This window comes from Pseudomonas sp. PDM14 (assembly GCF_014851905.1).
In the GTDB taxonomy this organism is placed as follows: domain Bacteria; phylum Pseudomonadota; class Gammaproteobacteria; order Pseudomonadales; family Pseudomonadaceae; genus Aquipseudomonas.
Genome location: NZ_JACVAQ010000002.1, coordinates 1 through 14,050 on the forward strand (window position 1 = coordinate 1; position 14,050 = coordinate 14,050).

At 63.8% G+C, this 14,050-nt stretch carries 13 protein-coding genes and 1 pseudogene; 7 read left to right on the forward strand and 7 right to left on the reverse strand.

Going from position 1 to position 14,050, the window contains the following annotated elements:
• Positions 1-324: 324 nt before the first annotated feature.
• The 3 genes from queD to IB229_RS12575 form a co-directional block, all read right to left on the reverse strand.
• Complete coding sequence (queD, locus tag IB229_RS12565; protein ID WP_192329411.1) at positions 325-681, reverse strand: 6-carboxytetrahydropterin synthase QueD; 357 nt, start codon at positions 679-681, stop codon at positions 325-327.
• Positions 682-755: 74 nt separating this feature from the next.
• On the reverse strand, positions 756-1,124 hold the full coding sequence (locus IB229_RS12570) for a DUF5329 domain-containing protein (protein WP_225579140.1): 369 nt from the start codon (positions 1,122-1,124) through the stop codon (positions 756-758).
• A 31-nt stretch (positions 1,125-1,155) separates the two neighbouring features.
• The gene (locus IB229_RS12575; protein WP_192329415.1) at positions 1,156-2,235 is read right to left on the reverse strand and encodes a patatin-like phospholipase family protein; all 1,080 of its coding nucleotides are present in this window, start codon (positions 2,233-2,235) and stop codon (positions 1,156-1,158) included.
• 198 nt (positions 2,236-2,433) lie between these two features.
• On the opposite strand from IB229_RS12575, the gene IB229_RS12580 reads away from it, so the two are divergent.
• Genes IB229_RS12580 through IB229_RS12595 form a run of 4 tightly spaced genes read left to right on the forward strand, consistent with a single transcriptional unit; the run spans position 2,434 to position 5,043 of the window.
• Positions 2,434-2,742 carry a PepSY domain-containing protein gene (locus IB229_RS12580; RefSeq protein WP_192329416.1) on the forward strand — a complete coding sequence of 103 codons (309 nt, stop codon included), beginning with the start codon at positions 2,434-2,436 and terminating at the stop codon, positions 2,740-2,742.
• Positions 2,742-3,056: a PepSY domain-containing protein gene (locus IB229_RS12585; RefSeq protein ID WP_192329418.1), complete on the forward strand. Its 315-nt coding sequence runs from the start codon at positions 2,742-2,744 to the stop codon at positions 3,054-3,056. Before IB229_RS12580 ends, IB229_RS12585 begins: the two co-directional genes overlap by 1 nt.
• Positions 3,056-3,724 carry a response regulator transcription factor gene (locus IB229_RS12590; RefSeq protein ID WP_192329420.1) on the forward strand — a complete coding sequence of 223 codons (669 nt, stop codon included), beginning with the start codon at positions 3,056-3,058 and terminating at the stop codon, positions 3,722-3,724. The genes IB229_RS12585 and IB229_RS12590 overlap by 1 nt, the downstream gene beginning before the upstream one ends.
• Positions 3,721-5,043, forward strand: coding sequence for an ATP-binding protein (locus tag IB229_RS12595; RefSeq protein WP_192329422.1), 1,323 nt, complete (start codon positions 3,721-3,723; stop codon positions 5,041-5,043). The genes IB229_RS12590 and IB229_RS12595 overlap by 4 nt, the downstream gene beginning before the upstream one ends.
• Positions 5,044-5,121: 78 nt before the next feature.
• Here the strand turns inward: IB229_RS12595 and IB229_RS12600 are convergent, their stop codons facing one another.
• From IB229_RS12600 to IB229_RS22295, 3 genes and pseudogenes are all read right to left on the reverse strand, one after another.
• Positions 5,122-5,718: an NADPH-dependent FMN reductase gene (locus IB229_RS12600; protein WP_192329424.1), complete on the reverse strand. Its 597-nt coding sequence runs from the start codon at positions 5,716-5,718 to the stop codon at positions 5,122-5,124.
• Positions 5,719-5,841: 123 nt separating this feature from the next.
• Positions 5,842-6,597: a methyl-accepting chemotaxis protein gene (locus IB229_RS22290; protein WP_412547801.1), complete on the reverse strand. Its 756-nt coding sequence runs from the start codon at positions 6,595-6,597 to the stop codon at positions 5,842-5,844.
• 102 nt (positions 6,598-6,699) lie between these two features.
• Positions 6,700-7,983: pseudogene (locus IB229_RS22295) on the reverse strand (HAMP domain-containing protein); the annotation flags it as partial.
• 250 nt (positions 7,984-8,233) lie between these two features.
• Between IB229_RS22295 and IB229_RS12610 the strand changes: the two are divergent.
• The 3 genes from IB229_RS12610 (at position 8,234) to IB229_RS12620 (ending at position 12,514) form a co-directional block, all read left to right on the forward strand.
• Complete coding sequence (locus IB229_RS12610) at positions 8,234-9,553, forward strand: Na+/H+ antiporter family protein (RefSeq protein WP_192329428.1); 1,320 nt, start codon at positions 8,234-8,236, stop codon at positions 9,551-9,553.
• Positions 9,554-9,642: 89 nt separating this feature from the next.
• A complete protein-coding gene (locus tag IB229_RS12615; protein WP_192329430.1) occupies positions 9,643-11,325 on the forward strand; it encodes a methyl-accepting chemotaxis protein in 1,683 nt (560 codons plus the stop codon).
• Between the two features lie 127 nt (positions 11,326-11,452).
• A complete protein-coding gene (locus tag IB229_RS12620; RefSeq protein ID WP_192329432.1) occupies positions 11,453-12,514 on the forward strand; it encodes an AI-2E family transporter in 1,062 nt (353 codons plus the stop codon).
• A gap of 57 nt (positions 12,515-12,571) precedes the next feature.
• On the opposite strand, the gene nuoN is transcribed toward IB229_RS12620, so the two are convergent.
• Complete coding sequence (nuoN, locus tag IB229_RS12625; protein ID WP_192329434.1) at positions 12,572-14,047, reverse strand: NADH-quinone oxidoreductase subunit NuoN; 1,476 nt, start codon at positions 14,045-14,047, stop codon at positions 12,572-12,574.
• Between the last annotated feature and the right edge of the window lie 3 nt (positions 14,048-14,050).

Here is a 14,050-nt window from a genome sequence, read left to right on the forward strand (position 1 = left end):
AGCTCCTATCCCCAAACCCCCAATCCGAGAAATCGGGTTGGGGGTTTGGCTTTGGGCGATGGAAAATCTCAACAGGCAATCGAGCCTACCAGCACGCTGAACCTTACTCGCACCTTTGTAACCTAAGCGTTCAGGTGCGCTTGCAGCGCAGCGGGCTTGTTGGTCTACTCGTTGACCTGCTCGTGCACGATATTTACGCCGGGCAACTATCGTCTTGGCTGAAGAGCATCCCAACAAAGTGTGTTCTCCTATGACCTAGTGATATCTCGTTCATAAAAAAGCCACCCGCAGGTGGCTTTTCTGTTTGTGCCAGGAGCTATCCGATCAATCGCCGCGGTATTCGCAGCCACTGGTGCAGGTTTCGTGAATTCGGACACGGGAGAGTTCTGGCAGTAGCGGTTTCACCCGTTGCCAGAGCCATTTCGCCAGGTTTTCGCTGGTTGGGTTTTCCAGGCCGGGAATGTCGTTCAGGTAATTGTGGTCGAGCTGGTCATAGACCGGTTTGAAAATCGCCTTGATCTCGGAAAAGTCTCGAATCCAGCCGGTATGCGGGTCCACTTCGCCCTCGATGTAGATGGCAATCCGGAACGAGTGGCCGTGAAGGCGACCGCATTTGTGGCCCTCCGGAACGTGGGGGAGTCGGTGTGCGGATTCGAAGATGAATTCTTTGAACAGTTCCAAGATGTATAGCGCTCTGAAGGTCGATTACAGCGGCCGAGAAGTTTACCAGCTATGCCTGCTGCAAGCCTCGCCCGTCAGTCCTGTCGAAGCCGTTGCAGCTCCTGATTCAGCCAGTCGGCCGAGCGCAGTTTGTGCCCGTTGCAGTCGACTTCGTAAGCTGTACCACTGAAACTGCTTTCTGTTGCAGCCCGGGTAATGAAGTCTTCCGTCGAGTCGACGAGCTCCTTCCGCTTCAAGTAGTCGAGCTTCTTCTGCAAGTGAGCTTTGGCGTCCCTTGAGTCGTGTTCCGTGCTATTGCGAATGAAGGTGCAGCCGCTGTCTTCGACAAATCGCAAGAGTGCGTCGATTTCCTGCTGACTTGCATTTGGCAATGCGACGCTGGTGATCGACGTGATCAGCAGGGCGCTTGCGCAGAGCGGGCGAAGGTAGTGCTGAGATTTCATAAGGCAAACCATTCCGTGTCTGCTGGGTTGTTCAGAGTGCTTGCAGCCTATCGCCCAGACGGCCCGTTTCTGTCAGTTCGAGGAACTCGTCACCGAGGCGGACGCTTTCGTCCATGGCTGTGCGCCAGTAACGTTCGCGCCCACTGTCGTTGCCCAGATAGCGCTTGAAGTCGCTGCGATCCGGCAGCTTTCCATGGGGAAGACCGGCCAGGTACTGCTTGGATGGCGAGATCAGCAGCACATCCTGCAGACGTTCGCTGTCGCCGCGTCGCCAGGGTAGTCCCTTGTCGAACCAGCCAGGGATCACCCGATCGGTGAAGTGTGGGTAGAGCACAATGCCATCGCTGTTGTAGGGCAGGTCCAGGTGGTAATCCAGCAGGCCGCCATCACGGTAGGCGCCGGGCGTCAGGCCAGGAATCTCGCGAATAGCCTCCATGACCATCGGGATCGAGCCGGACGCCAATAGCGCATGGCGCAGGTTGAGGGTGTCCAGCGTGTGGAAGTGCGAGAGGAAATCCTTCAGCTCGCCGAGCGGTGGCGCCAGGCGCGCGTCGTGCAGGATCACGCGGTCGAAGTGTCGACTCAGGCGGCTGCGGCTGAGCAGGTTGTTGCCGATCACGGAGGACAGGCCAAAGCCGAGTGCGCCCTTACGATCATGCTGCAGCAGGCCATGACTGCGCACCACGACGATGTTCAGGCGGTACAGCGGATTGTCGAGAACGGCGGCGTCCTGACCGTCGAGCAGCTCATCGAGCAGGGTCACGCAGCTACGCGAAACTTCCGCCATGCTTACGCCTTTGGCGAAGCGCTGGCTAGTATATAGCTCACCAAGCCGACGAATCCCAGCGCGTGCATCGGGCAGGCAGGCACTGGCGAAGCGCCAGGAGCCGATCGACGCGCCGATCAACGTGCGCACACGCGGTGCGCGAGGTAGCCAGTCGCCAAAGAGTGCGAGATCCAGTCCCTGGATGCCCAGCCCCTTGGGGCCGCCAGCGGCACCAGGCAGAACGCCGACATCTTCAGGGCGCAGACCCTGTTCACGAATCCGCGCCAGCGCGCGTTTACCCGCGCGCAGAGTCAGGGCCGGGGACTTGATGTGGATGGCGGTCATGCTGGTCTCCATAAGGCAAGCCAGCGATTATAGTGTGCTGAGTTTTCAGGCCAAGCGGGTTCAACGGATGAATGACGCATCTGCCGCTGTGCAGATGGTGGCGAGGGCCGTTCAGGCAAATTCAGTTTCAGTTAAGTCCGTAGCAGTATCTTGGGCACCGTACACAGCACATACCCGCTGCCTCAAGGAGAGACCACCATGAATAAGTTGACTGCCGTATTTTCCATCCTTGCCATGACTGCCGCTGTCGGCGTCGCCCAGGCGCGTGATCTGGGCCCGGACGAAGCGCTGAAGCTGCGCGATGCCGGCACCGTGCAATCGTTCGAGAAGCTCAACGCCGCCGCTATCGCCAAGCACCCGGGCGCCACTGTCGAAGACACCGAACTCGAAGAGCAGCACGGTCGCTACATCTATCAGGTCGAGCTGCGTGATGCCCAGGGCGTGCAGTGGGACGTCGAGCTCGACGCCACCAGCGGCCAGGTGCTGAAAGACCACCGGGATGACTGATGAAGTTCGTCGCGCGTTACATCGGTATCGTCGTGCTGGTTCTCGGGGTGCTTGCGCTTGAGGCGCAGGCCCGCGATCTGGACCAGGACGAGGCGCTACGCTTGCGCCGCGAAGGCGTGATCATGCCCCTCGAGCAGCTGATGCAGCCAGCTCTGGGGCGTTACCCCGGGGCTACGCTGCTTGAGGCGGAACTGGAAGAAGAGGACGACGTCTTCGTCTATGAGGTCGAGTTGCTGACCAGCGACGGCGTGGTCCGCGAGCTGGAACTGGATGCCCGTGATGGCCGCATTCTTAAGGACGAAGTGGAGGACTGATGCGTCTGTTGCTCGTAGAGGATCACGTACCACTGGCGGATGAACTGCTCGCCGATCTTGGCCGTCAGGGATATGCCGTTGACTGGTTGGCCGATGGCCGCGATGCGGTTTACCAGGGAGCCAGCGAGCCCTATGACCTGATCATTCTCGACCTCGGTCTGCCCGGCAAGCCGGGGCTCGAGGTCTTGCGCGAATGGCGCGCCGGGGCGTTGGCCACGCCGGTGCTGATCCTCACCGCGCGCGACTGCTGGGCCGAGCGCATTGATGGCCTGAAGGCCGGGGCCGACGATTACCTGACCAAGCCCTTTCATCCGGAGGAGTTGGCCTTACGTATCCAGGCGCTGCTGCGTCGTGCCCACGGCCTGGCCAACCAGCCGCAGCTGGAAGCCGCCGGCCTGCAGTTGGACGAGGGACGCCAGTGCGTGACTCGTGCCGGACAGGAAGTGGAGTTGACCGCTGCGGAGTTCCGCCTGCTGCGTTATTTCATGCTGCACCCCGGCCAACTGTTGTCGAAGAGTCACCTGGCCGAGCACCTGTATGACGGCGAAACCGAGCGCGACTCCAACGTGCTCGAGGTTCACGTCAACCGGCTGCGCGGCAAGCTCGGTCGCGAGGTGATCGAGACTCGTCGCGGCCAGGGCTATCGCTTCACCGGAGCGGCCGTGTGACCTCGATCCAGCGGCGTCTCAGCCTGGGGCTGATCGGCGTTCTTCTGATCGTCGGCCTGGCCCTGGCGCAGACCTGCCTGTGGCTGTTCGACAAGAGCTTGCGCAGCTATCTGGAGGCCGGCCTGCATGATGAGGCGCGCTCGCTGCTGGTGGCGATCGTGCGCGGGCCGCAGGGCCTGCAGCTGGATGAACAGCGCCTGAGCGCGACCTACCAGCGGCCGTTCGCCGGCCTGTACTTTCGCATCGATTTCGCTGGCAAGGTCTGGCGCTCGCGCTCGCTGTGGGACCGCGAGCTGCAGCAGCCAACGGCCGTCGGCCTGCAGGAGGGGCTGGGCGACGGGCCGCGTAATCAGATGCTCCTGATCTACCGCGAAGACTTCACCCGCTACGGCGAGCGTTTCTCCATCACCGTGGCGCGCGATTACACGCCGATTCTGCAGAGCTTTCGGCAGATCCAGTGGATTGGTCTGGCGCTCGGCATCGGCGCCCTGGTGCTGATCCTGCTGGCCCAGCGTTACACCGTGCACGCGGCGTTGCGTCCGCTGGAGCGGGTGCGCCGGCAGATCGCCCAGTTGCAGCGAGGCCAGCGCAGCGAGCTGGATGATCAGGTGCCAGTAGAACTGGAGCCGCTGGTGGGGCAGGTCAACCGCCTGCTGGCCCACACCGAGGACACCCTGCGCCGCTCGCGCAACGCCCTCGGTAACCTTGGTCACGCGCTGAAAACACCACTGGCGGTGCTGGTCAGCCTGTCCAATCGTGAAGCCCTGGCGGCGCAACCGGAGTTGCAGAGTAGCCTGCGTGAGCAGTTGCAACAGATCGAGCAACGCCTGGCGCGTGAGCTCGGCCGTGCACGTTTGGCGGGCGATGTGCTGCCCGGCGCGCACTTCGACTGCGATACCGAAGTGCCGGGCCTGCTCAGTACCCTGCAGATGATCCACGCGTCCGGTCTGGACATGGACTGGCAGGCACCATCCGGCCTGCGTCTGCCGTGGGACCGCGAGGACATGCTCGAGCTGCTCGGCAACCTGTTGGATAACGCCTGCAAGTGGGCCGACAGTCTGGTGCGCCTGCGGTTTTCACTGGACGGGCAGGGCTATCGGATCGATGTCGAGGACGATGGCCCCGGCATCAGCGAGGCACGGCGCGATGAGGTGCTCGAGCGCGGAGTGCGCCTGGATGAGCAGGTCGACGGCCATGGCCTGGGGCTGGGCATCGTGCGCGATATCGTTGAAGCCTGGGGCGGCGAGTTGAAGCTGACGGAGAGCGAACTCGGCGGCTTGCAGGTGGCGATTCGCCTGCCGCAGCGTGGCGTTGCCTGAGCCCGTAGCCTTCTTGCTTCAACGCGGATGCATGGCACACGCGCAGAAAAAAGCCCGGTTGATACCGGGCTTTTTCATTTACATGCCGGTGGCGAAAGCCGGCTGGTCGATGTCGATGGCGGCACGCACCGGCTTCAGTGCTTCGCCGTACTTGGCGAAGATATCCAGGGCGAAATCTATGCGGTTGCGCAGGCGCTGATCGTCATCGCTGGTCACATCGCTGCCATTCAGCACCTTCTCGACGTGGCGCACGATCAGGTGCTCGGGAAGGTAGCAGAGGCGGCAGTTCTTGTAGCCGGACGCCCGCAGTTCGCTGATCGGGTAGGCGCCGCCGATACCCGATGACACACCCACCAGCAGGCCGGGTTTGTGGGCCAGCTCGGCCTTGCCGGCATAGAGGAAGAAGTTCTTGATCGCCGGACCGGCCATACCGTTCCACTCGGGGGCGATGATCACCACCGCATCGGCGGCCTGCAGCTGCTGCTGGTACTCGTTCCACGGGCCGTTGTCGTCAGCTGGCCACAGTGGCAGCGGCCGTTCGCCCAGGTCGAGCACGCTGCTCAGTTCGGTGCTGGTGAGGCCGAGTTCGATCAGGCGCTGGCGGAGGAAGCCGGCGACCTTGGCCGACTGGCTGTTGCGGCGGCTGGAGCCGGCGACGAGGGCAATGTTCAACATGCGGTATGTCTCTCTGGAAAAGTGACGGCAGGCTAGCGAGCGCTCAACGGTGCGGCAAGGGCATGCGCGTCAGCCATGCCGGCCATTCACGCCAGCGACCGCCAGACCGGCGCCCGTGACTGATCAGACGCGGAACTGGTCCATCAGCCCCTGCTGGTGGTTGGCCAGGCTGTTCAATGCCTGGCTGACCTGGGCGGACTCCTCGGCCTGGCCGGAAAGCGCCTCGGTGACATCGCGGATGCCGGCGACGTTACGCGTGATCTCTTCGGCGACCGCACTCTGCTCCTCGGCCGCGCTGGCGATCTGCAGGTTCATGTCGCTGATCACCGTGACCGCATCGCCGATGCGCCGCAGCGCGGTGACCGCCTGCTCGACCTGGGTGACGCTGCCCTGGGCCTGCTGGTGGCTGCTGTGCATGGAGCTGACCACTTCACGGGTGCCGCTCTGCAGGCCTTCGATGACCTGGCGGATTTCCTCCACCGAATCCTGGGTACGCTTGGCCAGGTTGCGCACCTCATCGGCGACCACGGCGAAGCCTCGTCCGGCTTCGCCAGCACGGGCGGCCTCGATGGCGGCGTTGAGGGCGAGCAGGTTGGTCTGTTCGGCAATGGCGCGGATCACCTCCAGCACCGAGCCGATCTTCTCGCTGCTGCTGGCCAGTTTCTCCACTTTGCCCATGGCGTCGTTCAGCTCGGCGGCAAGCTGCTCGATGGACAGGGTGGTGCGGTCGATCACCGCCAGGCCGTCGCGGGTGGCTTGGTCCGCGCCGCGGGCGGCGGTTGCAGCCTGGGCGGCGCTGCTGGCGACATCGTGGGCGGTGGCGCTCATTTCCTGGGACGCGGTGGCGACCTGGTCGATCTCGCGGAATTGCTGCTGCATCCCCGAGCTGGTCTGGCTGGCGATCACGGCCGATTGGTCAGCAGTGTGGCGGGCGTCCTGCACGCTGTGTTTGACGTCGGCGATCACCGGTTGCAGCTTGTCGAGGAAGCGGTTGAACCAGCCGGCAAGGGTGCCCAGTTCGTCGTCGCGCGCGTATTCCAGGCGCCGGGTCAGGTCGCCTTCGCCGCTAGCGATGTTCTGCAGCATGGCGGCGACGTCGAGGATCGGCCGGGTCACGCCGCGCGCGGTGAGCCACATCAGGCCGGCGCCGAGGACGATGGCGACCAGGGCGAGAAGCAGCGACAGGCTGGTGTCACGGGTGCGCTGCTGGTCGAGCTGGCCTTCCAGCTGCACGGCTGGTGCGAGCAGGGCGGCGCGGGGAACTTCGAGCAGCACGCCCCAGGGCTTGGCGCCGGGGATCGGCAGCAGCGGCTCGAGCACGCGCAGGTGCTCGGCACGCTCGAAGAACTGCGACTGGCCCTGGCCCATGGCGGCGGCGATTTCGTCGCCCTGGTTGGGGAAGGCCGCTTTCAGCGGTTTGCCGAGCAGGCCGGCGTCACGGCTGTGGCCGGCGAGCAGCGGTGCCGGACTGATGATGCTGACTTCACCCTGGCCGCCATACAGGTCCTTGTGCGCCTGCTCGCTGAGTTCCTGCAGGCTTTCCAGGCTGATGTCGACGCCGAGCACGCCGACCACCTTGCCATCGAGAATCAGCGGGAAGGCGATGCTGGTCATCAGCACCTGCTTGCCATTGATCTCGTCGAAGTAGGGGTCGAGCACGCAGCTCTTCTGGCTGGCCAGCGGACAGGTGTACCAGGCGTTGTAGGGGCTGCCGCTGGGGCCGGTGCTGGTGTCGTTGAGCAGTTCCTCGTTCATCGCCTCGGCTTCGAGCTTGCCTGGCGTACTCTGCGACCAGTAGAGGGAGAAGCGGCCCTTGTCATTGCTGCCCAGCTCGGCCTGGTCGACGAACAGTTCATCCTTGCCATCCAGGGCATTGGCCTCGAAGACCACATACAGGCCGAGCAGATCCGGGTTGGCATCGAGCGCGGTACGCACCTGGCGGGTGAGGTCTTCGCGCAGGTCATAGGCGTCGAGAAAGCGCTTCTCGGCCTGTTCCTTGAGGAACAGTACCTGGCGCGAAAAGCCCTTGCCGTACTGGTAGGCGTCCATGAAATAGCGCTGGATGCGGATGCCCTGTAGCTGGCCGAGTGCAGCCATGCGTTCACGCGCCGACTCCTCGAGCATCTTCGAGCTGGACGACTTCACCAGCTCGGCGCTGTGCTTGGACTGGTACAGCGACGCCCCTACCAGAAGGGTGACGATGGCCAGCAGGCAGAGCCCCGCCAGTAGCGTGATTTTCCATTGAATGGACAGACGGGGCAGCATGGGGAGGTCCTTTAAAGTCAGACTACTAGCGCTGTATCGGTGCGCCGCGCCATAAGTTGAAGCGCCACAGACCCCGATCTAGACGGGCTACTTGATGTTCAAGGAAGCTGGGGAATTTCAAGGCAAGAATTATGCACGTTTTGCTCAGTATTCTGCACAAAGTTGTTTTTGACAGAAGCTGACCAATCGGGCAAAGTTTTGCGCTTTTTTTCCAGGCGCCTGCCTGCTCTTTATCCCTCTGGAGCTTCCCATGAACGCAGTTGTTGCCGCTGTCGGCATCATGCTGGTCCTCAGCCTGTGTCGCGTGCACGTGGTCATCGCCCTGATTGCCGGCGCACTGGCGGGCGGCCTGATCGGCGGCCTCGATATCCAGGCCAGCCTGGCGGCGTTCAACAAGGGGCTCGGCAATGGTGCCACCGTGGCGCTGTCCTACGCGCTGCTCGGCGCGTTCGCCGTGGCGATTTCCAAGTCCGGTCTGGCCCATGCCCTGGCCGACAAGGCGTTGAACCTCGTCGGGCGTCAGCAGGAGAAGGGCGGCAGCCTCGTGGGCTGGCTGCTGATCGGCCTGCTGCTGGTGGTGTCGATCTGCTCGCAAAACGTCCTGCCGATCCACATCGCCTTTATCCCGCTGCTGGTACCGCCGCTGCTCTATGTGATGGCGCGCCTGCAGATGGATCGCCGGCTGATCGCCTGCGTGATCACCTTCGGCCTGATCACCCCGTATATCTTCCTGCCGGTCGGCTTCGGCAACATCTACCTCAACGAGATCCTGCTCGCCAGCGTGAGCAAGGGCGGCGCCGATGTCTCCGGCGTCAATGTCACCCAGGCCATGCTTCTGCCGGCGCTGGGCATGCTCTGTGGCCTGCTGTTCGCGGTGTTCATCAGCTACCGGCGCAAGCGCAGCTACGACATCGAGCGCATCGAGCAGGTGGAAAAGGTTGCCGTGCAGTACAACCCCTACAGCCTGTTGGTGGCTGGCGTGGCGGTAGCGGTGGCGTTCGCCGTGCAGCTGTGGCTGGACTCGATGATCATCGGCGCGCTGGTCGGCTTCGTGATCTTCTCGGTGTCCGGCGTGGTGCGCTGGCGCGAGTCGGACGACCTGTTCACCGAGGGCATGAAGATGATGGCCATGATGGGCTTCATCATGATCGCCGCCGACGGTTTCGCCGAAGTCATGCGCGCCACCGGCGAGATCGACGCCCTGGTCGGGTCGGCCACCCAATGGATCGGCCACAGCCAGGCCATCGGCGCGCTGATGATGCTGCTGATCGGCCTGTTGCTGACCACCGGCATCGGCTCGTCCTTCTCCAGCGTGCCGATCGTGGCGGCGATCTTCGTGCCGCTGTGTGCGCAGCTCGGCTTCAGCCCGCTGGCCATCGTCTGCATCGTTGGCACCGCCGGCGCCCTGGGCGATGCCGGCTCGCCGGTATCGGATTCGACCCTGGGGCCGACCGCCGGCCTCAATGCCGACGGTCAGCACGACCACATCTGGGACACCGTGGTGCCGACCTTCCTGCACTACAACCTGCCGTTGCTGGTATTCGGCTGGGTGGCGGCTATGGTGCTTTAACGCACGTCGGGCTTCAGTTGCGAACGGGGTTGCCGACATAGCGGTAACCCCGTTTTCGTTTGGGCCGGCAATTTATCGAGGATGAGCGCATGCGCCTCACACTAAAAACAAAAGTACTGCTGCTGGCCCTGGTGCCGGTGATCCTCTTCGCCCTGGTTCTTAGTGGCGCTGCTGCCAAGATTCTGCTCGACCTCGCCGAGGGCGAGGTCAAGGAAACCCGCGACCGCCTGATGGAGGAAAGCCACAAGGAGCTGCAGAACTACATGCAGATCGCCCTGGGCTCGGTGCAGGCGCTCTATGACCAGGCGGCACCAGGCGACACCGCCAGCCGCGAGCAGGCCATTGCCATCCTGTCGAAGATCAAGTACGGCAAGGATGGCTACTTCTTCGGCCATGACTCCAACGTGGTGCGCCTGTTCCGCGGCGACAGCCCGGTTGACGTGGGCAAGAACCTCTCCGATCGCAAGGACCCCAACGGCGTCTACGTCAACCGCGAACTGGTGCGGGTGGCCAAGGACAGCAGCTACTACGTGCAATACAGCTCGCCGCTGCCGACCAACGAGAAGGTCATGGTGCCCAAGCTGGCGTACAGCTATTACCTGAGCAAATGGGACATGGCGCTCGGTACCGCGATCAACCTGGATGGCGTCGAGGCCGAGGTGGCCAAGGTGCAACTGGCCATCGACGAGCGCATCAGCACCATCCTCAGCAGCGTGCTGGTGATCGCGGTGATCCTTCTGGTGATCTTCGGTATCGCTGGCCTGGCCCTGGCCAATGCTTTCCTCAAGCCGTTGCAGCAGATCAAGGACAACCTCGACGACATCGCCGCCGGTGAAGGTGACCTGACCCGACGCCTGCCAGTGAACAGCAATGACGAGCTGGGCCAGTTGGCCGGATCGTTCAACCAGTTCGTCGAGAAGATCCACGGCCTGGTGCGGCAGATCGTCGACATGACCGGCCAGCTCACCGGCCTGGTGGCCGAGGTGTCGTCCCAGGCGCAGCGCTCGGAACAGGCGATGGATCGCCAGCGTCACGAAACCGACCAGGTGGCGACGGCGATCAACGAGATGTCCGCCGCCGCCCATGAGGTGGCCAAGAGTGCCCAGGGCGCGGCCGAAGCGGCGCAGCAGACCGATCAGGAAGGCCAGGCGGCGAAGAAGGTGGTGGATGGCAGCATCACGCGCATCCATGCCCTGGTCGGCGACATCCGCAGCAGCGGGCAGTCGCTCGACAGCCTGCAGCAGGACGTGCAGTCGATTGTCAGCGTGCTCGGCGTGATTCGCTCCATCGCCGAACAGACCAACCTGCTCGCGCTCAACGCGGCCATCGAGGCGGCGCGCGCCGGCGAGGCCGGGCGAGGCTTTGCCGTGGTCGCCGACGAGGTGCGTGCGCTGGCCAGCCGCACGCAGCAGAGCACCCAGGAAATCCAGGGCATGATCGACCGCCTGCAACAGGGCACCCAGGAGGCGGTGACGTCGATGCGCCGCTCCAGCGATGCCGGTGACATCACCAGCGAGCAGGCCAACCAGGCCGGTTCGTCACTGGATGCCATCGCCCAGCTGATCGGCACCATCAACGCCATGAACGCGCAGATCGCCAGCGCCGCCGAGGAGCAGACCGCGGTGGCCGAGGAGATCAACCGCAGCGTGCACCAGATCGCCGTGGCGGTGGACAGCGTGGCCGATGAAACCCAGCACGGAGCGCAGACCGCGCGCAGCCTGGCGGCTCTGGGCGAGCGCCTGAGCTCGCTGGTGCGGCAGTTCCGCATCTGACCGTGATGTGGTGAAACGAGGCGCTGCGGCGCCTTTTTTCATGCCCGCAAGACCGGCTGCAAATGACTGGCACTTGCCCGACCAGCGGCGGACTAAACAGAAACAGTCTCTGAGGTTCGCCCCTGCCATGTCGTCAGACCGTATCGAACAGAAAACCTTTCTCCTGCTGCTGGTCATCGTCACCCTGGCCTTCGGCTGGATTCTGCTGCCGTTCTACGGTGCGGTGTTCTGGGCGGTGGTGCTGGCGGTGATCTTCGGCCCGCTGCAGCGGCGCCTGGCGCTGCGCATCGGTGGGCGTGGCAACCTGTCGGCGCTGATCACGCTGCTGATCTGCCTGACGGTGGCGATCCTCCCGGTGATCGCCATCACCAGCATGCTGGTCAGCGAAGGCACGGTGATCTACCAGCGCATCGAGTCCGGTGAGCTGGATGTCGGCGCCTATGTCGAACAAACCAAGGCCATGCTGCCCGGCAGCGTGCAGACCCAGCTCGACCGCTTTGGCCTGGGCGATTTCGATGCGGTTCGTGATCGTATCGCCAAAGGTGCGCTGGCCGGCAGTCAGTTCCTCGCGACCAAGGCGTTCTCCATCGGCCAGGACACGTTCCAGTTCGTCATCGGCTTTTTCCTGATGCTCTACCTGCTGTATTTCTTCCTGCGTGACGGCCCGGAGCTGGTGCGCACCGTGCGCACGGCGATCCCGCTGGTGGATACGCAGAAGCGCCGCCTGCAGATCAAGTTCACCCGCGTGGTGCGCGCCACGGTGAAGGGCAACATCGTTGTCGCCGCGGTGCAGGGTGCGCTGGGCGGGGTGATCTTCTGGATTCTCGGTATTCCCAGCCCGCTGATCTGGGGGGTGCTGATGGCCTTCCTGTCGCTGCTGCCGGCCGTGGGCTGCGGCATCGTCTGGGTGCCGGTCGCGCTGTACCTGCTGCTCAGCGGGCAGATGGTCCAGGGCGTGGTGCTGGTGCTGTTCGGCGTGCTGGTGATCGGCCTGGTCGACAACATCCTGCGCCCGTTGCTGGTGGGCAAGGACACGCGCATGCCGGACTACCTGATCCTCATCTCCACCCTCGGTGGCCTGACCCTGTTCGGCCTCAACGGCTTCGTCATCGGGCCGCTGATCGCCGCATTGTTTATCGCCTGCTGGGATCTCTACAGCAGTAGCAAGCGCACCGTGCGTCTGCCGTAGCGTTTTCGCAGGCAGAAAAAACCCGGCATGTGCCGGGTTTTTTGTTTGCCTGGGTGCTCAGGGCGCGAGGGGCACAAGACCGGCGTGCTGCACCAGCTCCAGTAGCGGTTGCGGGTACACGCCCAGCCCGAAGGTGAGCAGGGCGACGAGCAGCAGCATGATGCCGCCAGCGTGTTGCGCCCAGTGCATGTCCGCATCGTGGCGGCGCAGGTTCGGCTCGACCATGAACAGGGTGACCATCACGCGCAGGTAATAGAACACGCCGATGGCGCTACCCAGGACCAGCGCGCCGAGCAGCCACCACTGCTGCGCCTGCACGCCGGCGGCGACCACGTAGAACTTGCCGATGAAACCGGCGGTCAGCGGGATGCCCGCCAGCGACAGCATCATCACGGTGAGCACGGCGGTCAGGTACGGACGGCGCCAGAACAGGCCGCGGTACTCGTACAGGGCGTCGGCGTCGCGGCCGCTGTAGGGCGTGGACATCAGGGTGATCACGCCGAACGCGCCCAGGCTGGTCAGCACGTAGGTGGCCAGGTACACGCCAATTGCTTCCACGGCCAGGCCCTTGCTGGCGATCAGCGCCACCAGCAGGTAGCCGAAGTGGGCGATGGAGGAGTAGCCGAGCAGGCGCTTGAGGTTGTTCTGCAGCAGGGCCAACAGGTTGCCGAAGAGGATCGAGGCAATGGCGATCAGCGTCAGCAGCTCGTTCAGCCAGCCGCCAGCGGCAACTGGGGAAACCTGGTACAGGCGCAGCAACACGGCGAACACCGCGACCTTGCTGGCGGTGGCGAGGAAGGCGGCGACCGGTGCCGGCGCGCCTTCGTAGACGTCCGGCGTCCACAGGTGGAACGGTACCAGCGACAGCTTGAAGGCCAGGCCGATCAGCATCATGCCCATGCCGATCTGGGCGATCAGGCTGGGCAGGCCATCCGCCGCCAGCTTGGCGCCGATACCAGCGAAGCTGAGGCTGCCGGATTCGGCGTAGAGCAGGGCCATGCCGAACAGCAGGAACGCCGAGCCGGCGGCCGACAGGACCATGTACTTGATGCCGGCTTCCAGCGAGCGCTTGTTGAAGAAGGCGTAAGCGATCATGCCGTAGGTCGGCACCGAGAGCAGTTCCAGGCCGATGAACAGGCCGGCCAGGTGTTGCGCGCTGACCAGGACCAGGCCGCCGGTGGCGGACAGCAGCATCAGCAGGTACAGCTCTTCGCGGTTGCCCGGATAACCCTTGCCCGAATCGCCGCCCAGGTACGCGTGGATCAGGGTGATGCAGGCCAGCGTGGCGGCGAGCACCAGTGCCATGTAGTAGCAGGCGTAGGTGTCGATCAGCAGCAGCGGGGTGACTTCCAGCGGCGTCACGCCCAGGGCCGGGATGATCGACAGCAGCGCCAGGTTGAGGCCGACCACGGACAGGCCGAAGGTCATCGAGTGGTTGCGCTTCCAGGCGATGGCCAGCATCACCACGACGACGGTGATGCTGGTGACCAGCAGCGGCAGCAGGGCGATGAAGTGTTGAATCGTCAGTTGCATAGC

Coding starts and splice junctions, on each gene's coding strand:
- IB229_RS12570 (WP_225579140.1), bottom strand. CDS start 1,124: ATGAAATCTCAGCACTACCTTCGCCCGCTCTGCGCAAGCGCCCTGCTG.
- IB229_RS12575 (WP_192329415.1), bottom strand. CDS start 2,235: ATGACCGCCATCCACATCAAGTCCCCGGCCCTGACTCTGCGCGCGGGT.
- IB229_RS12580 (WP_192329416.1), top strand. CDS start 2,434: ATGAATAAGTTGACTGCCGTATTTTCCATCCTTGCCATGACTGCCGCT.
- IB229_RS12585 (WP_192329418.1), top strand. CDS start 2,742: ATGAAGTTCGTCGCGCGTTACATCGGTATCGTCGTGCTGGTTCTCGGG.
- IB229_RS12590 (WP_192329420.1), top strand. CDS start 3,056: ATGCGTCTGTTGCTCGTAGAGGATCACGTACCACTGGCGGATGAACTG.
- IB229_RS12600 (WP_192329424.1), bottom strand. CDS start 5,718: ATGTTGAACATTGCCCTCGTCGCCGGCTCCAGCCGCCGCAACAGCCAG.
- IB229_RS22290 (WP_412547801.1), bottom strand. CDS start 6,597: ATGCAGCAGCAATTCCGCGAGATCGACCAGGTCGCCACCGCGTCCCAG.
- IB229_RS12610 (WP_192329428.1), top strand. CDS start 8,234: ATGAACGCAGTTGTTGCCGCTGTCGGCATCATGCTGGTCCTCAGCCTG.
- IB229_RS12615 (WP_192329430.1), top strand. CDS start 9,643: ATGCGCCTCACACTAAAAACAAAAGTACTGCTGCTGGCCCTGGTGCCG.
- IB229_RS12620 (WP_192329432.1), top strand. CDS start 11,453: ATGTCGTCAGACCGTATCGAACAGAAAACCTTTCTCCTGCTGCTGGTC.
- nuoN (WP_192329434.1), bottom strand. CDS start 14,047: ATGCAACTGACGATTCAACACTTCATCGCCCTGCTGCCGCTGCTGGTC.